Origin of the sequence: Paraburkholderia sp. (genome assembly GCF_050742655.1) — a bacterium.
Classification (GTDB): Bacteria; Pseudomonadota; Gammaproteobacteria; order Burkholderiales; family Burkholderiaceae; genus Paraburkholderia.
Map to the genome: position 1 here is coordinate 78,299 of NZ_JBOIGG010000008.1, position 26,134 is coordinate 104,432.

23 protein-coding genes are annotated in these 26,134 nt (G+C 65.1%); 6 read left to right on the plus strand and 17 right to left on the minus strand.

The genetic code is table 11. From position 1 onward, the window contains the following. Nucleotide 1 precedes the first annotated feature (1 nt). Both ACREXZ_RS13390 and panE read left to right on the plus strand, forming a co-directional pair. On the plus strand, nucleotides 2-1,186 hold the full coding sequence (locus ACREXZ_RS13390) for a thiolase family protein (protein WP_431764563.1): 1,185 nt from the start codon (nucleotides 2-4) through the stop codon (nucleotides 1,184-1,186). A gap of 171 nt (nucleotides 1,187-1,357) precedes the next feature. Continuing rightward, complete coding sequence (gene panE, locus ACREXZ_RS13395) at nucleotides 1,358-2,293, plus strand: 2-dehydropantoate 2-reductase (protein ID WP_431764564.1); 936 nt, start codon at nucleotides 1,358-1,360, stop codon at nucleotides 2,291-2,293. Between the two features lie 21 nt (nucleotides 2,294-2,314). Here the strand turns inward: panE and ACREXZ_RS13400 are convergent, their stop codons facing one another. The 7 genes from ACREXZ_RS13400 to ACREXZ_RS13430 are packed head-to-tail and all read right to left on the minus strand — an operon-like array spanning nucleotide 2,315 to nucleotide 9,062. Then, nucleotides 2,315-3,361 (minus strand): ABC transporter substrate-binding protein, encoded by a 1,047-nt coding sequence (locus ACREXZ_RS13400; protein WP_431764565.1) that lies wholly within the window; start codon nucleotides 3,359-3,361, stop codon nucleotides 2,315-2,317. Between the two features lie 19 nt (nucleotides 3,362-3,380). After that, nucleotides 3,381-4,523, minus strand: coding sequence for an NAD(P)/FAD-dependent oxidoreductase (locus ACREXZ_RS13405; RefSeq protein WP_431764566.1), 1,143 nt, complete (start codon nucleotides 4,521-4,523; stop codon nucleotides 3,381-3,383). After that, nucleotides 4,516-5,949 (minus strand): FAD-dependent oxidoreductase, encoded by a 1,434-nt coding sequence (locus ACREXZ_RS13410; RefSeq protein WP_431764567.1) that lies wholly within the window; start codon nucleotides 5,947-5,949, stop codon nucleotides 4,516-4,518. Before ACREXZ_RS13410 ends, ACREXZ_RS13405 begins: the two co-directional genes overlap by 8 nt. Next, entirely contained in the window at nucleotides 5,946-6,275 is a 330-nt protein-coding gene (locus tag ACREXZ_RS13415) for a (2Fe-2S)-binding protein (RefSeq protein ID WP_431764568.1), read from the minus strand. The genes ACREXZ_RS13410 and ACREXZ_RS13415 overlap by 4 nt, the downstream gene beginning before the upstream one ends. Continuing rightward, nucleotides 6,275-7,069, minus strand: a complete 795-nt coding sequence (locus ACREXZ_RS13420; RefSeq protein WP_431764569.1) for an ABC transporter permease — start codon at nucleotides 7,067-7,069, stop codon at nucleotides 6,275-6,277. Before ACREXZ_RS13420 ends, ACREXZ_RS13415 begins: the two co-directional genes overlap by 1 nt. 9 nt (nucleotides 7,070-7,078) lie before the next feature. After that, complete coding sequence (locus ACREXZ_RS13425) at nucleotides 7,079-7,978, minus strand: ABC transporter permease (protein WP_431764570.1); 900 nt, start codon at nucleotides 7,976-7,978, stop codon at nucleotides 7,079-7,081. Further along, a complete protein-coding gene (locus ACREXZ_RS13430; protein WP_431764571.1) occupies nucleotides 7,971-9,062 on the minus strand; it encodes an ABC transporter ATP-binding protein in 1,092 nt (363 codons plus the stop codon). The genes ACREXZ_RS13425 and ACREXZ_RS13430 overlap by 8 nt, the downstream gene beginning before the upstream one ends. A gap of 295 nt (nucleotides 9,063-9,357) precedes the next feature. On the opposite strand from ACREXZ_RS13430, the gene ACREXZ_RS13435 reads away from it, so the two are divergent. Continuing rightward, nucleotides 9,358-10,212 carry an IclR family transcriptional regulator gene (locus tag ACREXZ_RS13435; RefSeq protein ID WP_431764572.1) on the plus strand — a complete coding sequence of 285 codons (855 nt, stop codon included), beginning with the start codon at nucleotides 9,358-9,360 and terminating at the stop codon, nucleotides 10,210-10,212. 33 nt (nucleotides 10,213-10,245) lie between these two features. Here ACREXZ_RS13435 and ACREXZ_RS13440 read toward each other — a convergent pair whose 3' ends face one another. The 7 genes from ACREXZ_RS13440 to ACREXZ_RS13470 all read right to left on the minus strand — a co-directional run bounded on the left by ACREXZ_RS13440 (nucleotide 10,246) and on the right by ACREXZ_RS13470 (nucleotide 18,168). Beyond that, nucleotides 10,246-11,736 carry an OprD family outer membrane porin gene (locus ACREXZ_RS13440; protein WP_431764573.1) on the minus strand — a complete coding sequence of 497 codons (1,491 nt, stop codon included), beginning with the start codon at nucleotides 11,734-11,736 and terminating at the stop codon, nucleotides 10,246-10,248. Nucleotides 11,737-11,916: 180 nt separating this feature from the next. Further along, the gene (locus ACREXZ_RS13445) at nucleotides 11,917-12,993 is read right to left on the minus strand and encodes an oligopeptide/dipeptide ABC transporter ATP-binding protein (RefSeq protein ID WP_431764574.1); all 1,077 of its coding nucleotides are present in this window, start codon (nucleotides 12,991-12,993) and stop codon (nucleotides 11,917-11,919) included. After that, a complete protein-coding gene (locus tag ACREXZ_RS13450) occupies nucleotides 12,954-13,943 on the minus strand; it encodes an ABC transporter ATP-binding protein (RefSeq protein WP_431764575.1) in 990 nt (329 codons plus the stop codon). The genes ACREXZ_RS13445 and ACREXZ_RS13450 overlap by 40 nt, the downstream gene beginning before the upstream one ends. Before the next feature lies 1 nt (nucleotide 13,944). Continuing rightward, the gene (locus tag ACREXZ_RS13455; RefSeq protein ID WP_431764576.1) at nucleotides 13,945-14,847 is read right to left on the minus strand and encodes an ABC transporter permease; all 903 of its coding nucleotides are present in this window, start codon (nucleotides 14,845-14,847) and stop codon (nucleotides 13,945-13,947) included. A gap of 4 nt (nucleotides 14,848-14,851) precedes the next feature. Continuing rightward, nucleotides 14,852-15,790, minus strand: a complete 939-nt coding sequence (locus ACREXZ_RS13460; protein ID WP_431764577.1) for an ABC transporter permease subunit — start codon at nucleotides 15,788-15,790, stop codon at nucleotides 14,852-14,854. Nucleotides 15,791-15,806: 16 nt separating this feature from the next. After that, entirely contained in the window at nucleotides 15,807-17,423 is a 1,617-nt protein-coding gene (locus ACREXZ_RS13465) for a peptide ABC transporter substrate-binding protein (RefSeq protein WP_431764578.1), read from the minus strand. Between the two features lie 172 nt (nucleotides 17,424-17,595). Continuing rightward, the gene (locus ACREXZ_RS13470; protein WP_431764579.1) at nucleotides 17,596-18,168 is read right to left on the minus strand and encodes a helix-turn-helix domain-containing protein; all 573 of its coding nucleotides are present in this window, start codon (nucleotides 18,166-18,168) and stop codon (nucleotides 17,596-17,598) included. 811 nt (nucleotides 18,169-18,979) lie between these two features. Between ACREXZ_RS13470 and ACREXZ_RS13475 the strand changes: the two genes are divergently transcribed. Beyond that, a complete protein-coding gene (locus ACREXZ_RS13475; RefSeq protein WP_431764580.1) occupies nucleotides 18,980-20,524 on the plus strand; it encodes a peptide MFS transporter in 1,545 nt (514 codons plus the stop codon). Between the two features lie 93 nt (nucleotides 20,525-20,617). On the opposite strand, the gene ACREXZ_RS13480 is transcribed toward ACREXZ_RS13475, so the two are convergent. From ACREXZ_RS13480 to ACREXZ_RS13490, 3 genes are all read right to left on the minus strand, one after another. After that, on the minus strand, nucleotides 20,618-21,790 hold the full coding sequence (locus tag ACREXZ_RS13480; protein WP_431764581.1) for a transporter substrate-binding domain-containing protein: 1,173 nt from the start codon (nucleotides 21,788-21,790) through the stop codon (nucleotides 20,618-20,620). Nucleotides 21,791-21,836: 46 nt separating this feature from the next. Continuing rightward, nucleotides 21,837-22,592: a hypothetical protein gene (locus ACREXZ_RS13485; RefSeq protein ID WP_431764582.1), complete on the minus strand. Its 756-nt coding sequence runs from the start codon at nucleotides 22,590-22,592 to the stop codon at nucleotides 21,837-21,839. Nucleotides 22,593-23,138: 546 nt separating this feature from the next. Continuing rightward, on the minus strand, nucleotides 23,139-23,576 hold the full coding sequence (locus ACREXZ_RS13490; protein WP_431764583.1) for a carboxymuconolactone decarboxylase family protein: 438 nt from the start codon (nucleotides 23,574-23,576) through the stop codon (nucleotides 23,139-23,141). Nucleotides 23,577-23,685: 109 nt separating this feature from the next. On the opposite strand from ACREXZ_RS13490, the gene ACREXZ_RS13495 reads away from it, so the two are divergent. After that, nucleotides 23,686-25,155, plus strand: a complete 1,470-nt coding sequence (locus ACREXZ_RS13495; protein ID WP_431764584.1) for a PLP-dependent aminotransferase family protein — start codon at nucleotides 23,686-23,688, stop codon at nucleotides 25,153-25,155. A 339-nt stretch (nucleotides 25,156-25,494) separates the two neighbouring features. Beyond that, nucleotides 25,495-25,941, plus strand: a complete 447-nt coding sequence (locus ACREXZ_RS13500) for an HU family DNA-binding protein (protein ID WP_431764585.1) — start codon at nucleotides 25,495-25,497, stop codon at nucleotides 25,939-25,941. Nucleotides 25,942-26,134: the final 193 nt, after the last annotated feature.

Consider the following 26,134-nt stretch of genomic DNA (forward strand, 5'->3'; position numbering starts at 1 on the left):
TATGAACACACGAGAAGTAGTGATCTGTCATCCAGTAAGAACGCCGATCGGCGCGTTCAACGGCGCACTGAAGGACACGCCGGCTACCGCGCTCGGCGCGGCAGTCGTGCGTGAAACGCTGCGTCGCAGTGGGCTCGATCCCGCGCAGCTGGCGAGCGTCGTGCTCGGCAATGTGATTCAGGCCGGCAACAAGATGAACCCGGCGCGCCAGGCATCGATCGGCGGCGGTGTGCCGGTCGAGGTGCCGGCGTTGACCGTCAATCGCGTGTGCGGCTCGGGTGCACAGGCGATCGCGTCGGCGGCGCACGAGATCTGGCTCGGCTTCGGCGACGCGGCAGTCGCGGGCGGCATGGAGAACATGGATCGTGCGCCGTATCTGCTCGACGGCAGTCGCTGGGGCTACCGGATGGGCAACGCGCAGGTGCACGACAGCATGCTGAGCGATGGGCTCGTCGATGCGTTCTCCGGCGAACACTCGGGCTGGCACACCGAAGACCTCGTCGCGCAATGCGCAATCACGCGCGACGCGCAGGATCGGTTCGCCGCGCGTTCGCAGCAGCGCTTCGCCGCGGCGCAGGCGCGCGGCCTGTTCGATGCAGAACTGGTCGCGCTCGAACTCGAAGGGCGCAAGGAGCCGGTGCGCTTCGCTCGCGACGAACAGCCGCGACCCGACACGACGATCGACACGCTCGCGAAGCTACGCCCCGCTTTTCGCCCCGACGGCACGATCACGGCGGGCAACGCGCCGGGTCTGAATGCGGGCGCGTCGGCGATGCTCGTCGCGGAACGCGGCTTCGCGGAAGCGCGCGGCATCGAACCGTTCGCGCGTCTCGTCGCGTACGGCGTCGCCGCGGTCGAGCCGGGTCTGTTCGGCCTCGGTCCGGTGCCCGCGGTGCGGCTCGCGCTCGAACGTGCGGGCTGGCAACTGAAGGACGTGGAGCGCGTCGAGATCAACGAAGCGTTTGCCGCGGTGCCGCTCGCGGTGATCGACAAGCTCGGGCTCGCGGAGGACATCGTGAACGTCGAAGGCGGCGCGATCGCGCACGGCCATCCGATCGGCGCGACCGGCGCGGTGCTGACCACGCGTCTGATCCATTCGATGCGTCGCGACGGCCTGAAACGCGGCATCGTGACGCTATGCATCGGCGGCGGCCAGGGGATCGCGCTTGCGCTGGAGGTGCTGTAAAGCCTGACGCCATGTCGCCGCGCGGGTAACCCTGACGACGGCAAGGATTCGTGCGCGGTTGCAGGTGCGCGTAAGCGAATCTTGCTACAGTGACCGGCTTGCGGTTGTCGCGGCCGGATCACACCGATATCGCGCCGGGCCGCTCACGAACAGATCGATACAGGAGGCGTAATGCGTATTCTCGTGGTGGGAGCGGGGGCCGTCGGCGGCTATTTTGGCGGACGTCTCGCGCAGGCCGGGCGCGACGTGACGTTTCTCGTGCGGCCTGCGCGTGCCGCACAGCTGAAAGACGCGGGTCTCGTGATCCGCAGTCCGCGTGGCGACGCGACGCTGCGCGACGTGAAGACGGTGCTGGCCGATACCATCGACGGACCGTACGACGTCGTGCTGCTCAGCTGCAAGGCCTACCATCTAGACGACGCAATCGCGTCGTTTGCACCGGCCGTCGGTCCCGATACCGCGATCCTGCCGCTGTTGAACGGTATGCGTCATATCGACGTGCTGACGCAGAAGTTTGGCGCGCAGCGCGTGCTCGGTGGCCTGTGCGTGATCGCGGCGACACTGAACCCCGCGCGCGAGATCGTCCATCTAAACGACCTGCATTCGATCACGTTCGGCGAACTGCAGGGCGGTACGAGCGAGCGCGTGCAGGCGATCGCCGCGCAGATGCAGGGTGCGGGCTTCGATGCGAACGCGGTCGACAACGTGCCGCAGCAGATGTGGGACAAGTGGGTGTTTCTCGCGACGCTCGCGTCCGCGACGTGTCTGAACCGCGCGGCGATCGGCGACATTCTCGCGGCACCGGACGGCCGCCGTGTGATCGAAGGGCTGCTCGCCGAGTGCCGTGCAGTGGCGGCGCACAACGGGCATCCGGTCGGCGAGGCGTTTGAGGGCCGTGCGAACACGGTGCTGTTCACGCAGGGCTCGCCGATGACCGCATCGATGCTGCGCGACGTCGAGAACCACGCACCGATCGAAGCCGATCACATTCTCGGCGACCTGATCGCGCGCGGCGGCGACCCGCAGAACGGCGGCACGCTGTCGCTGCTGCGCATCGCGTACAACCATCTGAAGGCCTACGAGGCGCGTCAGGCACGCGGCGCCTGACGCGGGCGGCAGCGAGCGCCCCTAGCGCTCGATCTGCCGGTTCCAGCGCGTGTCCCACTGCGCGCGGTGCGCGTTGATCGTCTCCCAGTCGACCACGGTGACCTTGCTCACGAGTGCGTTGAGGTCGCCGAGGCTCTGCTGCATCGACGGGGGCATCTTCGCGAGGCGGTTGGTCGGAATCTGCCTGCTGGTTTCGGCCGCCTTCGTCTGCGACGGTGCGGACAGCAGGAACTGCACGAGCTTCTGTGCGAGCTGCGGGTCTGGGTTGTTGGCCACGACGCAGACGTCGACGAGCAGCAGCACCGGTCCTTCCTTCGGGTTCACGTAAGCGACCGGAATGCCCTTGTCCTGCAGGTCGCCGACGGCGGTCGGCGTGAGCGGGAAGAGACCCGCTTCGCCGGTCTGCACCATCTCCGAAATCTTCGCCGAGTTCGGAATGTATTCGACGACGTTCGGGCCGACCGTGGTCGCCCATTTCGTGAAGCCGGGCTCGACGTTCTGCTCGCTGCCGCCGAGCAGCCGGTTGATCGCGAGAAAGCCGTGCAAACCGAACGTGCTGCTCGACGCCGACTGGAACACCACCTTGCCCTTGTACTTCGGATCGGCGAAGTCCATCCACGACGTCGGCGGTGCCCAGCCTTTTTCCGCGAACAGTTTCTTGTTGTACGCGATGCCGGTCATGCCGAGCTGCACGCCTGCGCCGACGTCGCCCTTCATCCGCGCGAACGGGTACAACTCCTTCAGTACCGGCGAATCGTCGAGCTTCTGGCACACACCCATGCTGACCGCGCGCGCCATCACGCCGTCGTCGAGAAACGCGACGTGGATCTGCGGGCTGTTGCGGTTTGCGAGCAGCTTCGCGAGCACGTCCGACGACGTGCCCGGCACGACGACCACTTTTACGTTGTTCGCTTTCTCGAAGTCGGGCAGCACCTGGGTCGTGTACGCCTTTTCCATCGGTCCGCCGTTCATGCCGATGTATAGCGTTTTGCTCTGCGACCAGGCGGGGGCCGTGGCGCTCATCAGACAGAACGCGGCAGCGGCCACGATCGTTCGGGACAGTTTCATGGGGGTCTCCTCAAGGGGCTCAGGAAAGGTTGACGGATGGAACGGGCAGGGACGCGAAGCGGTCGATCGCGAACGCATCGAGCGGCGTCGCACTCGTGCCGTCGATGACCATCTCGGCGAGCACTTCGCCGACGCCCGGCGCGAGCAGAAAGCCGCCGCCGGAAAAACCGAACGCATGCAGCAGACGCGGCACGCTACGGCTCGCGCCGATCATCGGGTTGTTGTCCGGCGTGCAGCCCTCGACGCCGCTCCACGTCCGGATCAGCAGCGCGTCGCGCAGCGCGGGCAGCAGCGCGCACGCGTCGCGCATCACAGCGCGGGTCGTCTCGGTCGACGGCTGGCCGTATTCCGCGTCGCCGTGCCCGCGACCGCCGCCGATCACGCAGTTGCCGCGCGCGACCTGGCGTGCGTAGATGCCGCCGCCGTACACGCCGAGGTTGTGCGTGATGAACGGCGACAACGGCTCGGTGACCCACATGTTCGGGTAGATCGGTTTCATCGGCACCGCTTCGCCGAAGCGTTCCGCGATCGTGTTCGCCCATGCGCCCGCCGAGTTGATCAGCCAGTCGGCGCTTGCACGAAGCTCGCCTCGTTCGCCTGCGCGTAGCTGGAAACGCGTGCCGTCGTGGGCGACATCGATGAGCGGCGTCTGTTCGCGCACGTCAGCGCCGGCCGAGCGCGCCGCGCGTGCGAACGCGGGCGACACGAGGCGCGGATTCGCGTGGCCGTCGGTCGCGCATAGCGAGCCGGCGAGCGCTGCCTCGCCGAGCCACGGATAGCGCTGCCGGAACGTCGCGCCGGCGATCAGTTGCAGATCGAGGCCATGTTCGCGCGCGAGCTGCGCATACGCTTCGAGCGCGGCGAGATCGGCTTCGCTGCGCGCGAGCCGCAGGTGACCCGACACGACAAATTCGCCGTCGATGCCGATCAGCTCCGGCAGCCGGTCCCACACACGACGCGCACGCAGCGCGAGCGGCAACTGTTCGGCGGGGCGTCCCTGGCAGCGCACGCCGCCGTAGTTCACGCCGCTCGCCTGCGCGCCGCAGAAGCGCCGCTCGAACAGCCCGACGCGCAGACCACGTCGCGCGAGTGCAAGCGCCGTCGATGCGCCGACGAGACCGCCGCCCGCGATCGCGACGTCGTAGTGCAGTGCGTCACTCATCGCGCGCCTCCTCGGGAATCGAGGTCACGCCTTCGGTGTAGAGCATCGGCGACATCGGGATCGGTTTGACCGGCGGCTGGCTGCGCAATCGGCCGACCGCATGCAACGGTCGGCCGGTTTCGTCGGCGAGCAGCGCGGCGGCCGCTTCGCCGCACATGCGGCCCTGGCAGCGACCCATGCCGACGCGCGTCAGTGCCTTCAGACGATTGATCTCGGTCGCTTCGCCCGCGCGGATGCACTGGCGCAGCGTGCCCGCATCGACTTCCTCGCAGCGGCACACGGTCATGTCGTCGGGCCAGCGCGACGCGCAGCGCGTGGGCGGAGCGAATGCCGCTTCGATGCCTGCGCGGAACACGGCGATGCGTTGCAGACGACGTTCGAGTGTCGCCGCGCCGGGTTGACCTGCGACTGGCTGCGCTTCGATACCGAGGTCGTCGAGCAGCGCGAGTGCGACGCGGCGCCCTGCGGCTTCGGCCGCATCGGCACCGGCGATGCCCGCGCCGTCGCCGGCCAGATAGATGCCTCGCACCGAACTGCGTCCGTGTGCATCGAGTTCCGGCAGCCAGCAGCGATTGAGTTCATCGAAGCGGAAGCGGCAACCGGCAAGATCCGCGAGCTGCGTTTCGGGCCGCAATCCGAAGCCGATGCCGACCGCGTCGCACTCGAGCGTCTGCACGGTCGTGTCGTGCTCGCTGCGGCGCCACGCGATGCCGGTGACGAAGCGTTCGCCGCGCACCGCGTCGAGCGTCACGCCGCGTTCGATCCGCACGCCGTGCGCCTTCAGCCAGCCGACGTAGTAGAGCCCCTTCGCGAACGTCGAAGGCAGCCGCGCGAGCCGCGGCGTCGCGGCGATCTGTTGCGACCACGCACTCGTGTCGAGCACCGCAGCGATCTGCGCGCCCGCCTTCGCGTACTGATACGCGACCAGATAGAGCAGCGGCCCGGTCCCGGCGAGCACGACGCGCCGGCCGATCGCGCAGCCCTGCGCTTTCAGCGCGACCTGCGCGCCACCGAGCGTGTAGACGCCCGGCAGGGTCCAGCCGGGCACCGGCAGCACGCGGTCGGTTGCACCGCTCGCGACGATCAGATGCGTGAACGGCACGCGCGCTTCGCGGCCCGCATGCAGCGTGTCGAGATGACCGGGCTCGCAGGCCCACGCGAGCGTGTCGGGCCGGTAGTCGAGCTTCGGCAGCAGCGCGGCCATCGTCGTGTGCAGCGCGTCGGCCTTGTGCGCTTCGAAACCGTACAGCGCGCTTTTCGGCCGCGCGAACGCGCCGCTTTCCGGCGGCTGACGATAGATCTGGCCACCCCAGCGCGCGTTCTCGTCGATCACGACCGGTGCGAGACCGGCGGCGACCAACGTTTGCGCGGCGCGTACGCCGGCCGGTCCGGCGCCGACGATCACGATGCGGGCAGTCGACGTCATCGGCTGGCTCCCGCTGTGCGCGTGACGATGCGCATGCCGTCGGTGATAACGGTCGAGCACGCGCGCACGCGTGCGCCGTCCTCGGTGCGGACCCAGCAGTCCTGACACGCGCCGATCAGGCAGAAGCCCGCGCGCGGCTCGCCGCTGAATTCGCTTGCGCGGACGCTGCGCTGCTGCATGAGGATCGCGGTGAGCACGGTGTCGCCAGCGAGAGCGGCGGCGGGCTGGCCGTCGAGCACGAACGCGAGCGGTGCGCGCTGCGTCTCGGCAAGCCGGACGAACTGCGCACCGGCCGCCTGGGCGTTGAGCGAATCGGAAGAAGACATCAATGTTGGCCGATCAGAATGCGGTTGAGTCCGTACACGCGATCGAGCAGCAGCATCGCGCCTGCGGTAATGAAGATCACGAGCGCCGACACCGACGCCATCATCGGGTCGATCGATTCGGTCGCGTACATGTACATGCGGACCGGCAGCGTCACCGTCTGCGGCGACGTGACGAAGATCGACATCGTCAGCTCGTCGAAGCTGTTGATGAATGCGAGCAGCCAGCCGCCAGTGATGCCCGGCAGGATCATCGGCAGCGTGACGCGGCGGAACGCGGTCCAGCTGTCGGCGCCGAGCGAATACGCGGCGTGTTCGATGCTGCGGTCGAGCCCGCTCACCGACGCGAGCACGAGCCGCATCACGAACGGCGTGATGATGATCATGTGCGCGAGCACGAGCCACGCGAACGAGCCGGTCGCGCCGATCAGCGCGAAGAAGCGCAGCAACGCGATGCCGAGTACGAGGCCGGGAATCACGAGCGGCGACAGCAGCAGACCGTTCAGGAAGCCGCGACCGGGAAAGCGTGCGCGGCCAATCGCGAGACCGGCGGGCAGTGCGACGACAAGCGACAGCGTCGCCGACGCGAACGCGAGCCTCAGGCTGTTAAAGAACGCACTGATGAAATCCGGGTAGTCGAGGATCGCGCGGAACCAGCGCAGCGAGAAGCCGTGTGTGGGCAGCGTCAGTGTCTGGTCGGGTGTGAACGCGACCAGCACGACGATCGCGAGCGGCGCGAGCACGAACAGGATCACGAGCGTGTGGAAGGCGAGGGCCAGCGGGCCATTCTTTCTCATCGCGGGCCCCTAGCCGATGCTGCGTGCGTAGCGACGCTCGAGCACGCGGTAGTACGTGAGCATCACGATGAGATTCGCGGCGAGCAGCAGCAGCGCGATCGTCGCGCCGAGCGGCCAGTTCAGCGACCCGAGGAACTCGTCATAGACGGCAGTGGCTGCGACTTTCAGACGGCGTCCACCGAGCAGGCCCGGAATCGCGAATGCGCTCGCGGACAGACCGAACACCATCAGACTGCCCGACAGGATGCCGGGCATCAGCTGCGGCAGCACGATGCGGCGCAGTGTGGTCGCAGGCGACGCCATCAGCGACAGCGCGGCGTTCTCCGTCTGCGGATCGAGTTTCTGCAGCGCGGTCCAGACGGGGATCACCATGAACGGCAGCATCACGTGGACGAGCGCGATCACGATTGCGAACGTCGTGTATTCGAGCTTGTAGGGCCCGAGGCCGAACACGCCGAGCGCGTGATTCACGAGGCCATCGGTGTTGAGCAGCATGCTCCAGCCGAACGCGCGCACCACGACCGACACCAGTAGCGGCGCGAGAATCACGAGCAGGAACAGCGAACGCCACGGATCGCGCATCCGCGACAGCACATACGCTTCCGGCGTGCCGATCGCGATGCACAGCGCGGTCGTGAGCGCGGCGATGCCGAAGGTGCGCGCGAAGATCGTGTGGAAGTACGAGGACGTCAGCACGTCCGCGTAGTTGCCGAACTGGAACGCGGCGATCGGGCCGCTCGCGGGATCGAAGCGATAGAACGTGAGGATAAGCGTCATCGCGAGCGGCACGAGTACGAGCACGGCGAACAGCGCGAACGCGGGCGCGCACATCAGCCACAACGGCAGGTACGCGTGCCACGGCGCACGTGATACATGTGAGGGCGTCGAGGCGGGCAGCGCGCTAGCCATGGCGGGCCTCGCGCTGGATGAAACGGATCGCGTCGCTGTTCCAGTCGATGCCGACCGGTGTGCCTTCCGCGAGCGGCTCCGTGCCTTCGTTCTGACAGCACACGAGCACTTCGCCGAGCGTGCTGTCGACGCGATACAGCCACTGGCTGCCGAGAAAGAACCGGCTCGTCACCGTCGCGGACAGCCGGCCGCTGCCGGGTGCGCAGAGCCGCAGTTTTTCCGGCCGGATGCACAGCGTCACCGGGTCGCCGACGTTCACCGCGCGCTCGCGCATCGGCAACTGCGCGGTGTGGCCGGTTTCGGCGAGATCGTGACCGAGGTCGATGCGGATCGCGTCGCCGTCGCGGGCGACGACCGTGCCCGCCAGCATGTTCGCCTTGCCGATGAACTGCGACACGAACAGGTTCTCGGGACGTTCGTATGCGTGATACGGCGTGTCGATCTGCGTGATGCGTCCCGCCTCCATCACGACGACGCGATCGCTGATCGACAGCGCTTCGGACTGATCGTGCGTGACCATGATTGTCGTCGTGCCGATCTTGCGCTGGATCGCGCGCAGTTCGAACTGCATGTCTTCTCGCAGCTTCGCATCGAGGTTCGACATCGGTTCGTCGAGCAGCAGCACCGGTGGTGCGATGACGATCGCGCGCGCGAGCGCGACGCGCTGCCGCTGGCCGCCGGACAGTTCGCGCGGGAAGCGGTGCGCGAGCGTATCGAGTCGCACGAGCGCGAGCGCCTCGCGAATCCGCTCTGTGCGTTTGGCCTTGTCGATACCGCGCATCTCGAGCCCGAAGCTGACGTTCTCCGCGACGCTCATGTGCGGAAACAGCGCGTAGCTCTGGAACACGACGCCAAGCCCGCGGCGGTTCGGTTTCATCTCCGTGATGTCGCGGCCGTCGAGCGAGATGCGGCCGCGCGTCGCATCGACGAAGCCGGCGATCATCTGCAGCGTCGTGGTCTTGCCGCAGCCGGACGGACCGAGCAGCGACACGAACTCGCCTTTTTCGACCGACAGGTTCACGTCGAGGACCGCGTGCAGGTCGCCGAACGATTTGGTCAGGTCCGTGAGCGTGAGGAACGACATGGGATGGGCCCTTCGATGCGCGCCGGCGAGTTGCCGGGCTTCATTGGAGCCGACTCTAGCCAGCCAAATTACGGGGCGTCAATTTGGAATTCCGTTAACCGAGAAGAATTTTAAAAAGATTCCGATAAACGGAACGAATTGATGAGTTAGAGAAAAGAGATTCCGTTTGAATGGATTCGGGTTACCCCTAATTTTTCCGATAATTTAAGCCAAAGGCCGCTGTAACTGGCTCTTGATCATCGGAAAGGCGATCGTGCTAATATTCCATTAAATGGAATAGATGGGGAGAAAAACGATGGCAATCGCCGCTCGAGAGGAACCAGATGACCCGGCCGCGCCCGGCCCCGGCATGCTGCAACGGGCGTTCGCGGTGCTGCGCGCGCTGGCCGGCATGCAGGACGGTGCGCGCGTCACGCGGCTCGCGAAAGCCGTCGGGCTCACGCAAGGCACCGTGCACCGCATCCTGCAGTCGCTGATCGCCGAAGGGATGGTCGAGCAGGACGAGCAGTCGAAGCTGTACCGTCTGAGCGTCGAGTTCTTCGCGCTCGCTGCGCAGGCGGGCAATCCGAACGGGATGCGCACGCTGTGCCGGCCGGCGCTGCTGCGGTTGTGCGCGAGCCTCGGCGACACGATCTTCCTGCTCGCGAAGAGCGGCTTCGACGCGGTCTGTCTGGATTTGTGCGAAGGGCCGTTTCCGATCCGCTCGTTCACCGGCGACATCGGCGGGCGGGTTGCGCTCGGCGTCGGCCAGGGCAGTCTCGCGATTCTCGCGTTCCTGCCGGAAGCGGAACGTGAGGAGATCATCCGCTACAACGTGCCGCGCATTCGCGGCTACGGCGTACTCGATGAAGTCTTTCTGCGCACGGAGATCGAACGCGTGCGGCAGCTCGGCTATGCGGGGCGCAGCAGCGGTCTGCTCGACGGGATGGCGGGGGTGGCGGTGCCGGTGCTCGACCGGACCGGGACCGCGGTGGCCGCGCTGAGCGTCGGGACGCTCGCGTCGCGGCTCGGCGACGACCGTCTGCCGATGGTCGTCGAACTGCTGCGCCGCCAGGCCGATGCGATCGGTCCGCAGACCAATCCGTTCGACGCGGCATTGCGACGGCCGATGCAGGCGATCGTCCCGATTGCGACCGGGACGATCGGCTGATCTTTTCTTTTCAGGTGGCCGCAGGCGCGAGGCTTAGAACACCTTGATCGGCACATTGACCACGAGGCGGTACTCCATGTTGTTGCTGTCGGAGTAGTGCGCCTGCGCGACGTGCCACATCGCGATGAACGTGATCTTCGTGTCCTTGAAGCGGCCGCTTTGCAGCGTATAGCTCGGGATGAAGCCGATCTCGTGATGGCGGCCGTGCACCGGTTCGCCGTTCTTCCAGTACAGGTTGTGAAGCGGGCTCGACGTCGATGCATTCGCCGCGGCTTCCGCCGATGCGTCCGCGCCCCAGCCCGTCAGGCCCCACAGCATCGCCTTGAAACCCGGCACGCCGAGGTACTTGCCGTCGACCGAATAGCGCAGCTGCAGCGACTTTTCATGCGGCGCGTTGTAGTCGACGTCCATCGAGTTCGTCAGGTAGATGCCGTTGGTTTCGTTCACGTAGTCGAAGAACTGGTCGCCGAGCACCTGCTGGAAACCGAGCAGCAGCGAGTGCGCGCCGTGCTGTGCCGAGATCGACAGGCTGTACGCGTTGCTGTTGATGTGGCCTTCGAGCGAATCGCCGGCGTCGTGCGTCGAGTAGATGTTCGCGAGGCCGGTCCACTTGATCGTCGACGGGTCGCCGATCGAATGCGTGACCGATGCGAAGTACTGACGCCACACGTTGTCGGCCTGATCCGCGTACAGCGACAGTGTGCCATTCGGCGAGTAGTTCCAGCTGCCGCCCACATAGCTCAGGCGATCGAACTTCACGCCGCCGTACGACGTCGACAGCGAGGTCAGATGGGTTTGCCCGCGCGCGTCGGTCTTCGTGAAGCTGCCGGCCTCGAGCGACATGTCCCTCACGTCCTTGCTGACGAGCGAGACGCCGAGGAAGGTCGGCGGCAGCGCGCGGTTGTCGTGCGGCTCGAGGAACGGGTTGGTCACGATCTGCAGACCGTACTTCACGACCGTTTCCGAAATACGCCCCTTGATGTCATACATGCCCGGGTAAGCCCACGCGAGCTGGTTCGAACCGCCACCGCCCGGCGCTACGTGCACCATGTTGCCCGCACCCTGACCGCCGTCGAGCTTCAGCGCGCCGAACAGCGACGCGTCGACGCCGAGGCCGATCAAGCCCTGCGTATAGCCCGATTCGTAGTTCGCCTGCACGCCCTGAATCCATGCGTGCCGATGCACGGTGTTCTTGATCTCGAGGTAATCCGAGTAGTTGCGGAATTGCAGGTTGAGGTGGCTGTCGGCGACGAAGCCGTTGCTCTTCGCCTGGCTCGACAGCTGCTCGGGCGGCAGCTTCGTCTGCGTTGCTTCGGCGTCGACCACGGCATTGTTCGTACCGACCGGCGCGGACTGCGCGATCTGCGTGCCCTGCTTGCTCTGCGCGGGTTTCGCGCCAGCGGTCGACGGCACGGCATCGTCCGCGTAAGCGCTGCAGGTTGCGGCGAGCGCGGTGAGGGCGGGCAGGCCGAGCGCCAGCCAGCTTCGTTTCGGATGATCCGACTTTCCAAGGGTAAGGTTCATTAAACGTCTCTTCTTATGTTTGTCAGTCTTCGGCTGGCGGTCGGCCAGTCCACGCGTTTGCCCATCCTGTTGTCGCAGGACGAGCGTCTCCATCGACGCGGCGGTCGGCCGCGCCGGGGAAAGGGGGGGAGGCAGGGGAGCGCTGCGGCTGCGTGGAGCCGCGGCGAGAGCTAGCCGGTGCTAGCCGCTACCGACGCGAATGCACGCAACGCGTGCGCTGGTCGCGCCGCGGACGAGCGGCAGCGGCGTTTCGCCCGCGCACGCGTCGATTGCGTCGGGGCAGCGGTTGCGGAACGCGCAGCCCGACGGTGGCGACAGCGGCGATGGAATCTCGCCGCGCAGCAGCAGATGGCTGCGTGCGCGTTCGATTGCCGGATCGGGGACCGGCACCGCCGACAGCAGCGCGCGCGTGTACGGATGGCTGGGTGCGCCGTACACGTCGTGACGTTCGCCAAACTCCATCACGCGGCCGAGGTACATCACGAGCACGCGCTGGCTGATTGCCTTCACCACCGCGAGATCGTGCGCGACGAACAGCAGCGACAGATGCAGTTCGCGTTGCAGGTCGCGCAGCAGATTGACGATCTGCGCCTGGATCGACACGTCGAGCGCGGACACCGGCTCGTCGCAGATCACCAGTTGCGGTTCGCCGACGAGTGCGCGTGCGATGCCGATGCGCTGGCACTGGCCGCCGGAGAATTCATGCGGATAGCGGCGCAGATGCTGCTCGTTGAGGCCGACGCGCTCGATCATCGCGAGCACGCGGCGGCGCACGTCTTCGCGACCGATGCCGGGACGATGCGTGATCAGCGGCTCCGCGACGATCTGCGCGATCGTCATGCGCGGATCGAGCGACGCGAGCGGGTCCTGGAAAATCATCTGCACGTCGCGGCGTAACTGCGTCGTGTCGCGCTTCGCGTGACGGCCTTCGGCCTGCACGGTCTCTTTGCCGAGCCATTGCACGCCGCCGGCGGTGACCGGCGTGAGGCCGACGATCGCGCGCGCGAGCGTCGACTTGCCGCAGCCCGATTCGCCGACGAGCCCGACCGTTTCGCCGCGACGCACGTCGAACGACACGCCATCGACGGCACGCAGCGTCGCCTTGCCGGACCACGGCAAGCTGCCGCGCGACACGTGGAAGTGCACTTTCAGATCGTTGACGGACAGCAGCACGGGCGAGCCTGCATCTGTTGCTGTGTTTATCTGCTGGGCGGTCGTCACAGCGCCTCCACGATTTCGTTGACGGGGCGGTGGCATGCGCGGCGCGTGTGGTCCTGCGCATCGAGCGCGGACAGCACCGGCTGCGCGGTATGGCAGATGTCGCGCGCGAACGCGCAGCGCGCGGCGAAGGCGCATCCCGCGCCGGCCTGGCCGGGCAGCGGCGGATTGCCGGGAATCGTGCGCAGCGCGCCGCCGTGATCGTCGGTGAGACGCGGCAGCGCATTCAGCAGGCCGATCGTGTACGGGTGTGTGGGTGTGGCGAACAGCGTTTCCGCCGGCGCCTGTTCGACGGTGCGGCCGGCGTACATCACCATCACGTCGTCGCACAGCCCCGCGACGACACCCATATCGTGCGTGATCAGTACGATCGCGGTGCCGCGCTCGCGGTTCAGCTCGCGCAGCAATTCAATGATCTGTGCCTGCACGGTGACGTCGAGCGCGGTGGTCGGTTCGTCGGCGATCAGGACCTCGGGTTCGGACAGCAGCGCCATCGCGATCATCACGCGCTGGCGCATGCCGCCGGAGAACTCATGCGGATACATGCCGATGCGGCGCGCGGCGTCGGGGATGCGGACCGTTTCGAGCGCTTCGATCGCGCGACGGCGCGCTTCGCGACGCGTCGCGCGGCGATGCAGCTGCAGCGTTTCGGTCATCTGCCGCTCGATCGTCAGGAACGGATTGAGCGACGTCATCGGGTCCTGGAAGATCATCGCGATGCGGTCGCCGCGAATGCGGTTCAGCGCGGCGGTGTTCATCGCGAGCAGATCGTCGCCGCGATAACGCGCTTCGCCGGTGACCTTGCCGTTCGACGCGAGCAGTCCGAGCAGCGCCATTACGGTCTGACTTTTGCCCGAGCCCGATTCGCCGACGATGCCGAGCGTGCGGCCTGCTTCGAGCGAAAAGGACACGCGCTGCACGGCGTCGACGGGCGGTCCCTCGCGGCGCGTGAAGCGCACGCTCAGGTCTTTGACTTCGAGGAGTGCCATGTCAGCGGTCCTTCGGATCGAGTGCGTCGCGCAGACCGTCGCCGACGAAGTTCACGCAGTACAGCGTCGCGCACAGCAGCACCGCGGGACACAGCAGCAGCCACGGCATCGATTCGAGCTTTTGCGCGCCATCCTGGATCAGCACGCCCCAGCTCGTCATCGGTTCCTGCACGCCGAGGCCGAGGAACGACAGCACGGATTCGGTGAGCACGATGTTCGGTACGGTGACGGTCGCGTAGACGACCACCACGCCGATCAGGTTCGGCACGATGTGACGCGTGATGATCGGCCGCGAGCCGACGCCGATTGCCCGCGCCGCGTCGACGAATTCGCGCGAGCGCAGCGACAGTGTCTGGCCGCGCACGACGCGCGCCATGTCGAGCCACGAAAACGCGCTGATGGTCAGCACGACCAGATAGAACGCGCGGCCGAACAGCGTCATCATCAGGATCGCGATCAGCATGTAGGGGATCGCGTACATCATGTCGACGATGCGCATCATCGCGCTGTCGACGCGCCCACCGAGATAGCCCGCCGTCGCGCCCCACGCGACGCCGAAGAGCCCCGACACCAGCGTGCCGAGCAGCCCGACCTCGAGCGACACGCGGCCGCCGACCAGCGTGCGTACGAGCAGATCGCGGCCGAGTTCGTCGGTGCCGAACCAGTGTGCGTTTGCCCACGTGGGCGGCAGGCTGATCGACCCCCAGTCGCTGTCGATTGGATTGTTGGGCAACAGCCACGGGCCGACGAAGCACGCGATCACGATCAGCAGCAGGATGGCGAGCCCGACCATCCCCGCACGGTTGCGCACGAAGCGTGCGCAGGCGGTGGCCAACGGGCCGCGCGAGCGGGGCGGCGCGACGACGTCCGGCGGCGCGTCGAAGGCAGGAGAGAGGCGGCTCATGGGATCAATACCGGATGCGCGGGTCGAGCCATGCATACGCGAGGTCGACCAGCAGGTTGAACAGGACGGCCACGACCGTCGTCAGCACGACGAGACCGAGCACCAGCGTGTAGTCGCGGTTGATCGCGCCGTTCACGACGAGTTGCCCCAGCCCGGGCAGCGCGAACACCGACTCGGTGACGACCGCAGCGGTGATCGACGAAATGCAGACCGAACCCATCAGCGAGACGACCGGCATCAGTGCGGGCTTCATCGCGTGACGCAGGATGATGATGTGTCCCGGCAGACCCTTCGCGCGGGCGGTGCGGATGAAGTTGCCCGACAGCACCTCGATCAGGCTGCCGCGCATCACGCGCGCGATCGCGGCGACGTTGATGAAGGTGAGCAGCACGATCGGCAGCACGCGATAGTGCCATTCGCCGTCGCCCCAGCCGCCGGCGGGCAGCAGGCCGTGGCCTGCCGAACCCTTCAGCAGGATCGCGAAGACCCAGACGAGTACCGGGCCGAGCACGAACGGCGGGATTACGTTGCCGATATTGCCGAGCACCATCACGCCGTAGTCGATCACGCTGTCGCGTCGCACGGCGGCGATCGTGCCGAGCAGTACGCCGATCACGAACGCGATCGGCACCGAGATGCCGCCGACACCGAGGCTCACCGGCAGTGCCCGCCACACCAGATCGTTGACCGACCAGTCGACGTAGCGGAACGATGGCCCGAGATCGCCGTGCAGCAGCGAGTTCAGGTACAGCAGGTACTGGCGCCACAGCGGCAGGTCGAGATGGTACTTCGCATCGAGGTTGGCCATCACGGCCGCCGACAGATGCTTTTCGGTGTCGAACGGACCGCCGGGAGTCAGATGCAGCAGCAGGTAGCACGCGGTGATCACGGCGAGGATCGTCGGGATCGCCCACAGCGTGCGCCTTAGGGTGTACGCCAGCATGACGGGACTCCTGGGCTCAGTGCTTGAGCAGGTACAGGTCCTGCGATTCGCGCATGTCGATGTAATTGGTCGGCAGGTAGCCTCCCACATACGACTTCACGAGCCGGTCCGCCGAATACTGGAACAGCGGGATCATCGGGTAGTCGTTCATCGCGAGGTCGAACGCCTGCGTGAGCAGGGCGGTGCGCTGCGCGTCGTCGAGTTGCTGGTTGGCCTGTGCGACCAGCGCGTCGACCTTCGGATTGCAGTAGCGTACGTCGTTCTGCACGCCGCCGCAGCGGATCAGGTCGAAATACGACATTGCGTCGTTGTAGTCGACGAACCAGCCATCGCGCGACGCCTGAACCTTGCCGTCATGACGCTGCTTGAGCAGCACCTTGTACTCGACGTTCTCGAGCTTTGCAGTGACGCCGAGCTTGGTACGCCATTCGGAGGTCACGAAGAGCGCCACCTTTTTATGCAGGTCGTTGGTGTCGTACGTGAGCGTGAAGGTGAGCGGCTTCGCGTCCGAGTAGCCGGCCTGCTTCATCAGGTTGCGCGCGTAGTCCACACGTTTGGCCATCGGCCACGCGGCCCAGTCGGGGGTAAACGTACCCGCGCCCTTGGTGCCTTTCACGATCAGGCCGTACACCGGCTGTTCGCCCGCCTGCGTGAGCTTCGAGGTGAGCAGGTCGCGATCCAGCACCATCGATAGCGCCTCGCGCACGCGCTTGTCCTTGAAGGCGGGGTCGTTGTTGTCGAGGCTGTAGTAGTAAGTGGCGATCTGCAGGCCGGTGCGCAGTTCGCCGCCGAACTGCTTCGACACCTGCGCGTAGATACCCGACGGAATCGAGTAGGTGTAGTCGAACTGGCCCGCCTGATACATGCGCATCGCCGTTTCGTTGTCTTCGATTGGCAGGTACGTCACCTTCGAGATCACCACCTTCGGCGCATTCCAGTAGTGGGTGTTCTTCACCATCACGATACGGTTGTTCGGCTGCCAGTCGGTCATCGTATAGGCACCATTGCCTACCAGGTTGCCGGCACGGGTCCACGCATCGCCGAACTTCGTCACCGTCGCGCGATCGACCGGGACCATCGTCGCCATTGCCGTGAGTTCGGGGAAGTACGCGGCCGGCACCGCGGTGGTGACTTCGAGCGTGTAGGGATCGGTGGCGCGGACGGCGAGGCTCGACGGCGGCATCTTGCCCGCGATGATCGCCTCCGCATTTTTCACGAACTCGACGAGGATCGTGTACTTCGAACCGGTTTTCGGATCGACGACGCGCTGCCAGGCATACACGAAGTCCGCTGCGGTAACCGGCTGGCCGTTGCTCCACTTCGCGTCGTGACGCAGTTTGAATACCCATGTGTCCGGTCCGGTACGCTTCCACGACTGTGCAACGCCCGGTACCACCGCACCGCTCGCGTCGATGCGCGTCAACCCTTCGAACAGATCGAGGCCCACGGTATTGGCGTTCCACGATTCGATGTGAGCGGGGTCGAGCGACTCGACTTCGCCGCGCACCTGGCGCGTGATTTCCTGGCTCGCGGAGAGCGTGACGCCGGGCGGCACGGTAACAGCACCGGCGGGACCGGTCAGGGCGAGGACGAGCGCGGCCAGCGCCGTCGCGAAGGCGGTCGTTTTTTTCATGGGTGAGATCGCAGAGAAAGTGTGGAAAGGACTACCGGTGCGCGGCGGCGCGCCCGGTTATCTGCCGCGGGGCCGGGGAGGCCCCTGTTGTCTGTCCAGCATGCAGGAATCCTTGTAAAACGTAACGCAGGCATTCCGCTCGACGCATGTGAACGATCCGAACGCCTGCGATCTAAAACAGTCTCGGTGTACCTACCCAGACGACAACCGATTCCACACGGGCCGTATTGGCCCAGCTATGCGGCACGGTCGATTCGTAGTGCGCGCTATCTCCGCCGTGCAGCACGAACGTCTTGCCTTCCAGCGTCAGCGACACTTCGCCTGCGATCACGTAGAGAAACTCTTCGCCCGCATGCGTCGTGACTTCCGAGCGCTTCTGTCCCGGCGGCATCTTCACGAGGATCGCCTCCAGCTGGCGGCCTCCGGAAAGATTGGTCATCCGGGCAAACAGGTTCGCGGAATCCGCGAACCCAAAAAACTTCAACTGATCGCCGCGACAGACCGAGCGCTCCTCGCTCGGCGTATCGACGAAGTACTGCACAGTCACGCCGAGCGCGTGCGCGATGCCCGCCAGCGACGTGATGGAGGGCGACGCGAGGCCGCGTTCGACTTGCGACAGGAACGGCTTCGAAATGCCCGCTGCACTTGCCGTGTCGTCGAGGGTGCGTTTCAGGCGATGCCTCAACGCGCGTATCTTGCTGCCCAGCACTAGAGCGGGATCCTTTTTTTCGAGTGTCGAGACCATATCAGGACGAAATCACCCCGTCAAAATTTGTTTGATATAAGTAAATCTTGTTTGATAGCCTTCCGGTCGTCGGCGATCCGTAGTTTCGTGCCCGCGACCCGGCTCCCTGCTTTTTTTGAGACCACACTCTATGTCGCCAGAACCCTCCCGTCCAACCGCTAAATGCATGAAACTTGTCGAAATTAGCGGTGTTCTTACCGCTGGATGCGAAGTAATAACGGGAGAGTAAGTGATTAGACCCGATCCGCATAACGCCTTGTGCACACAGCGAGCGATCCCGTCGCACGTCGACCGGCCGGAAATCATGCCGGGCGTGGATATGCGTTTCGATCTCAGTGGATACCCGGAGTGACGCCACCGCCATCCATCAGCAGAATCGCCACCGCTTGCGGACCGTCGAATCTTTCGGTCTGCTTGCGGAAACGCTTGTGGAAATTCACGCAGCGCAGCGATCCTGCCGCGGCTATTCGACCGGCCGGTCCTATCCGGATCGCCGGTTTTTGATCGACATGAACGACACCTTCTATTTCGACGTGGGTCGTCCGCGCGCTTCAGTTCCACGCGCGGCACGACCCAGCGCCCCTCCTCGCGAGACCGCCTGCCCGACGGTGACGGTCCGCATCGCGCCTCTACGGCCTATCCGTCATGCTGCCGTCCCGGCGGTGCGGCGCGGTGCCTGCTTCCCATTTCCCGATTCCACAGTTTCGACAAGCGTCGCACGCCATGGCGCGACGGTTTCCGGACTGGTTTTCCCGCGCCGCGCCCAACCTGCGCGCGTCGCTATCTGTACATGCACAAGAGGTATACGACGATGAAATCTCCCGTCTCCCAGACCCGATCGTTCTCGACGGTCTTCCTGATCGAAATGTGGGAGCGTTTCGGCTATTACGGCATGGCGGCGCTGCTCGTGCTGTTCATGGTGAACCGGCTCGGCTTCGCGGACAGCCACGCCAATCTGACCTGGGGCGCGTTCACGGCGCTCGTCTATGCGGCGCCTTCGATAGGCGGCTGGATCGGCGACCGGATTCTCGGCACGCGCCGCACGATGATCTGCGGCGCAGTCGTGCTCGCGGGCGGCTACCTGATGCTCGCGATGCCGACCGACAGCCTTGCCCACATGTATGTGTCGCTCGGCGTGATCGTCGTCGGCAACGGGCTCTTCAAGGCGAATGCGGCGAACCTCGTGCGGCGCATCTACGAGGGCGACGACGCGCGTATCGACAGCGCGTTCACGATTTACTACATGGCCGTCAACATCGGTTCGACGCTGTCGATCCTCGCGACGCCGTGGATCAAGGATCACTGGGGATGGCACGCGGCGTTCGGCGTCTGCTGCGCCGGCATGCTGCTCGGCGTGCTGAATTTCTTCCTGCTGTATCGCTCGCTGGCACACATCGGCTCGGAACCGGACGCCGAACCGGTGCGCTGGAAGGCGCTGGGCGCGATCGCGGCGGGCGGCGTCGTGATCGCCTTCGCGACGACCTACGTGCTGCAACACAAGGCGATCGCGGTGGCCTGCGTGTACGTGGCCGGCGTCGCGATCCTCGCGATCTTCGGCTATATGCTTACGCGCTGCGAACGGGCGGAGCGCGCGGGACTCGTCGCGGCGCTGATCCTCACGCTGCAGGTGATCCTGTTCTTCGTGTTCTATCAGCAGATGTCGACGTCGCTGACGCTGTTCGCGCTGCGCAACGTCGATCCGCATTTCTCGCTGTTCGGTGTGTCGCTGTTCTCGTGGAGCGCCGGGCAGTTCCAGGCGCTGAATCCGATCTGGATCATGCTGTTGAGCCCGCTGCTCGCGCTGCTGTACACGCGGCTCGCCAGGCGTGGCAGCGACGTGTCGGTCGCGGCGAAATACGCGCTCGGCTTCGCGGTGGTGTCGGCGGGCTTCTTCGTCTATGCGCTGAGTGGCCGCTATGCGGTCGACGGACGCGTGTCGTCGTGGTTCATGGTCGGCGGCTATGGGTTGTATTCGCTCGGCGAACTGCTCGTCAGCGGCCTCGGCCTCGCGATGATCGCGCGTTACGTGCCGGTGCGGATGGGTGGCTTCATGATGGGCGCGTACTTTGTCGCGACGGGCGTGTCGCAGTATCTGGGCAGCGTCGTCGCGAACTTCGCGCAGATGCCGTCCGGCGATCTCGATCCGCTGCAGTCGCTGCCGTTGTACACGAAGCTCTTCAACGGGCTCGGCTGGCTGGCGGCGCTCGGCGTGTTGATCGCCGTGCTGCTGCTGCCGCTGATGCGCCGGTTGTCGCGCGAGCATGAGCGTTGCTGCGAGGAGGCGCGAGCGGATCAGCAGCGTGTTCAGCGGGCGGCGGATACGCCGGGTGCGCTGGCTGTCGCCGCGAAGCACTAGCGTTTTTGCGCGTTTCCGCACGGATACGCGCGGGTTGAAACGAAGCGGCCCCGGCATGCCATGCCGGGGCCGCTTCGTTTTCAGATCAAACCTTTAACCGCGCGGAATCACCAGCCGCTGGCCGACCAGAATCAGATTCGGGTTTGGAAGGTTGTTGCGCTTCTGGATCTCGACGTAACGCTGCGCGCTGCCCAGCTGGCTCGATGCGATCAGGTTGAGCGTATCGCCGGACCTCACGACGTAGGTCTTTTCGTTGCCGCTCGCGGCGGTCGTCGCGATCTGGTTGCTGATGAAGTACTTGCGCAGCAGCGCCAGGTATTCGGGCGACTGCCGGACCTTCGCGATCGCCGAATTCAGGTACACCAGCAGATCGTTGTCGCTCTTGCGCACGCCGATCTTGTACGCGAGGTTCGAGCCGTCGAGCTTGGTCACCGCGAACGTGAGGTCCGTGCCTTCGATTTCGGCGACGCCGAACGGGTAGTCGTAGACGATCGCGTCGACCTGCCGGTTGTTCAGGAAATGCGCCATCCACGAGCGTTCGCCGTTGATGCTGGCATCGGACAGTTCGACGACCCGGCTGTCCGGGAACGCCTTCGTGACGAACGCCTTGACGTCCGGATCGCCCTGCAGGATGCCGATTGTCTTACCGCTGAGATCGGCTGCCGAATGGATCGGCGAACCTTTGCGCACGATCAGCGAATAGCCGAAGTCGTCGATGTACGGCACGGTGTAGACGACGCCGTTCGGCGAATCGTCGGGGAAGGTCAGGCCGTCCATCGCCACGTCGACCACCGCGTTGCCCTGACTGTCGGTCTGCGTGAGCTGTGCGGGCACCGCCGGGTACGTGTCCACGCCGTGCCCGGTGTCCACCTTGATCGTGCTGTGATCGCCCGATGTGAATTCCTTCTGCGCGAACAGCAGTTTCGCGAAGTCGACGTTGAAGCCCTGCGCCTTGCCGTCGACTTCCGAATAGAACGGCCGCGACGGATTCTCGACGCTCACACGGACCACGCCGTTCGTCACGATCGATTTCAGCGTGTTCTTGTCCGGCACGAAGCCGTCCACCGCGACGGACTGCACGACCTTCGGTGCGGCGGTGCTGTTGTTGCTGCTTGTGTTGGTGCTGTTATCGGTGCCGGAATTCGCCGGGCTGGTGGCGCTGGTCTGCGCAGGCGACTGGAAGTTGCGCAGCAGGCCGCCCTGGTAGATCAGCCAGCCTGCGACGAGAACGATCAGAAAGAGTGCCGAGCCGAGTATTTTTTTCATCGTATTGGATACGGAGGTTGGACTGTCGAATTCGCCGTTCGGGCGCTCACTGCTTCGAGGCAATCGACGTCGGCAGCGCGGTCTGCGATGCGGTGACGCCAGCGACTGCCGCCTGGGCCTGCTGGACTTCCGGGTTCTCCATCAGCGACGTTTCCATTTCGGAGAACGCCTTGTTGACCGAGTTCGTCACCGCGTCGATTGCCGCATCGGTCTTGATCTGCTCGAACGTGTTACTGGTCTGCATGCCGGCGATCTTGTTCATCCGTTGCGCCGATTGGGACATGTCCCACAGCGCCTTCGCGCGGTCGATCGCGTTCGAGAAGTTTTGTAGTTCCGCCTGCACCTGCTTGTAGCGTGTCTCGCGATATGTGAGCAACTTGGTCATCGTCGCGAGCTGCGATTCGAAGCGGTCGGCGTCGTCCGGGTACTGCTTCTTGAACTGCGCGGTCTTGGCCGCGAAGTTCGAGACCTCGGTGCGGAAGCTCGTGATGCTGTCCTTGAACTTCTGCGCCGCCTGTTCTTTTTCGGCCAGCTGGTTGTAGAGTGTTTCGATCGGATTCGTGCCGGCCTCGTTCACCATCATCTTGACCTTCTGGTTCGCGAATTTCATCGCGATGACGGGCGTGAAATTGATCGCCGCGAGCCCGATGATTCCCGCCGCGATCAGGCCGACCAGACCCTTCAGCAGCAGAACCACGAGCGGAGCGACGACGATAATCGACAAACCGATAATGCCCCACTTGATGAGCTTGACCTTGCCCGGGTTCGTGCTGGTACTGGCGGTCGTCATATCTTTGGACATACGAGATACCCCTGTGACGTTTATACGAGCTGAACAGTAAAGTCTGATGTCGAAACGGATCGATCGATAAAACAAAAACGAAATGCGGTCGGGCAAAAACAACATGGCCGGCCGGCAGACACAAGCCGCGACGGCTCGCGTGGCGGGCAATCGGCCGTGCGCCATATTAAAACGATTTCTGATGGATTTTTACTGTCCGGCGGTATATGCCGTTCGCGGCGTGTTGTTTCGCGCTGAAAGCGGGGCAGTCCGGGACACCCGTTTTCGATCGGCAAACATACCACGGTCTGCATTAATCCTGACGGTTCGACGATTGGACACAAGGCAGCGAGGCTGTCTTCTGTTTCGGTCATGATTTAACGTTTTCGCGCATAAAGGCACCGAAAAATACTACACCTGTCGGGCGGTAATAACGGTGTTTCGATGGCGAAAACTTGTGTCGGGAAAATGTGCGCCGGAGCGGTGGGTCCGACGGGGCCGGGCGGCTGTGGAGGAGGGGAAGTCGGGCGCCGGAGCGGAGTCGGCGCCTGAGCCGTTCGGCCGTTGTCAGGCTGGCATCTGGCGGAACGACACTGCGATCCGGTTCCAGCCGTTGATCGCGACGATCAACAACGTGAGGTCGGCGATTTCCTGATCGCTGAAGTGCGGCTTGACCGCTTCCCACACGTCGTCGGGCACGTGAGTCTGCGCGATCAGCGTGACAGCCTCGGTCCATTCGAGCGCGGCACGTTCGCGGTCGGTGAAGAACGGCGTTTCGCGCCACACGACGACCGCGGTGAGCCGTCGCTCGGTTTCGCCGCCCTTGCGCGCGTCGGTGGCGTGCATGTCCACACAGAACGCGCAGCCGTTCAGTTGCGATGCGCGCAGCCGGACCAGTTCCGCGAGCGGCTTCTCGATACTGCTCCTGCCGACCCGTTCCCCCAGTGCCAGCATTGCCTTCGTGACGTCCGGGCTCGCCTTGTAGTAGTCGAGACGTGATTGCATGACCTGCTCCTGTTGAAGATGCCCGTTGGCGGGCGACGGAATCAAGCTTAGGCCGTATAGTGGTCGCGTAAAATAACCATTTTCTGGATATTCGAGGTAACCAGTTCAGATGGACATCCATCTCGCGATCGAAGGCCGGCACGATCTCGCCGGACAGATTTATCGACAGCTGCGGGCGGGGATCGTGGAGGGCCGACTCGCGGGCGGCACGCGTTTGCCGTCGACGCGCGATCTTGCTGGTCGACTCGGCGTATCGCGCAAGACGACGCTCGACGTGTTCGAGCGGCTGCTCGCCGAAGGCTATCTGGTCGCGCGTGCCGGTGCCGGCACGTTCGTCGCGGAGGGTCTCGGTCGGTTGCCGGTCGGGAGCTCTGCGCAAACCCGCGCAGCCGTTACGGCGCGTTCGCAGTCGAAGCCGCGCGCGAGGGCACAACCGGTCTGGGACACGTTGCTGCGCGCGTCGCCGATGCCGATACCGGCCGCCGGTGTGCCGCACGACTTCATCGGCGGCGTGACGGACAAAACGCTGTTTCCGTTCGACGCGTGGCGCCGTTGCGTGAACCATGCGTTGCGCGTTCAGGCGCGCGGTCGCGGCACGTATCGCGAAGCCGCGGGCGAACAGGATCTGCGGCTCGCGGTGTCGCGCTATCTCGCCTTCAGCCGCGCGGTGCCCGGCAATTGGGAGGACGTGTTCGTCACGCAGGGCGCGCAGCACGCGCTCGATCTGATCGCGCGCGTCACGCTGCGTCCGGGCGACGTCGCCGCGGTCGAAGATCCCGGTTATCCGCCGGCGCGCGACTGCTTCGCCGCGCTCGGCGCGAAAGTGGTCCCGGTGCCGGTCGACGCGCAGGGGCTCATCGTCGCGAAGCTGCCGAAGCACGCGCGGCTCGTGTACGTGACGCCGTCGCACCAGTTTCCGCTCGGCATGCCGATGAGTCTCGAGCGGCGCGTCGAACTGCTCGAGTGGGCGCAGCAGCGCGGCGCGCTGATCGTCGAAGACGACTACGACTGCGAATACCGCTTCGAGGGGCGCGCGATGGAACCGCTGAAGAGTCTGGACCGCGCAGGACTCGTCGCGTACGTCGGCACGTTCTCGAAGACGATGCTGCCCGAGCTGCGGATGGGCTATGTCGTGCCGCCCGCGTCGCTGCAGGCGCCGCTGCGCAAGGCACGTCAGGTCGGCGACTGGCACGGTTGCACGCTGACGCAGACCGCGCTCGCGCGCTTCATCCTCGACGGCCATTTCGCGAAACATCTGCGCCGGATGCACAAGGTCTACGCGACGCGACGCACGTGTCTGCTCGAGCATCTGCGCGGCGACCTGGCGCCGTGGTTCGAACCGATCGTGCCGCACGCCGGCATTCATCTCGCGGCGCATCTGAAACCGCCGCTCGATGAAGCGACGCTCGTCGCGGCCGCGCGCGACGCGTCGATCGGCCTCTATGGGCTCGCGCGGTTTCACGTGCGCGTGCCGCCGCGTCCGGGGTTGCTGTTCGGCTATGGCGGGATCGCCGCCGACGATATCGACGCGGCGCTCGGCCGGCTCGCGCGACTGATGCCCACGCTCGCACGTCGATGAAAACCGCTTGCCCCGACTCGCTGACGAATCCGTTTCAGCTTCCGCCATGCCGTGTCACGTCAGCGCGCGTTCGCTTCGTCGATACAAAAAGCCCGCTTTTCATGGGCTTTTCGACACGGTGCATGGTCACACGCGGCATCGGACGAGCGGAGCGAATCCACGTTTACCCCTTAAAACAGGCATCGAAATGCATCGTGGAGTCTGCACCACGCAACAAACCCGGGTTTCACGCACAAAAGATTCGCGCGAAACGCCGCAGCGCTTGTAGAATCCGGCGTTGAAGCGTGTGCATACCGTGTGCGCTTCGTGCACTCACTGACCACAACAGGTAGGAGAAACATGCCGACTTCCGCAAAAAAGGTGGCCAAGAAGGCCGCTCCTGCAGCTACCAAAAAGGTTGCTGCGAAGAAAGCGCCTGCGCAGAAAGTCGCAGCTAAGAAGGTCGCCGTGAAGGCGTCCGGCGCACTGTCGCCGATCAAGGACACCTTCACGAAGGCCTCGCTGGCTGCTCATGTCGCAGAACGCGCTGGTGTTGAACCGAAGTCCGCCAAGGCCGTCCTGGCCGCGCTCGAAGATACGATCCTCGGCGCGGTGCACAAGAAGGGTGCTGGCGAATTCACGCTGTCGGGTCTGCTGAAGATCGTCGCGCAACAAGTGCCGGCGAAGAAGAAGCGCTTTGGCAAGGACCCGTTCACGGGCGAAGAGCGCTGGTTCCCGGCCAAGCCGGCTAGCGTGCGCATCAAGGCACGCGCGCTGAAGAAGCTGAAGGACGCAGCGGCTGCCTGAACGGACTCGAGTGCCGTCGTGCTTCGGGCGGCGGCATTCACTGCCGGCAGTATGCGATCCCCGCGGGTGTAACCCGCGGGGATTTTTTATTGACGCGTGACGAAGTAGCAAAGCGATGAAATGACGTGGCGTGCACGGAGCGTGTGTCGGTTTTTTGCATGAAACGACGTCACAGCAGACGCGCGCCGACGAT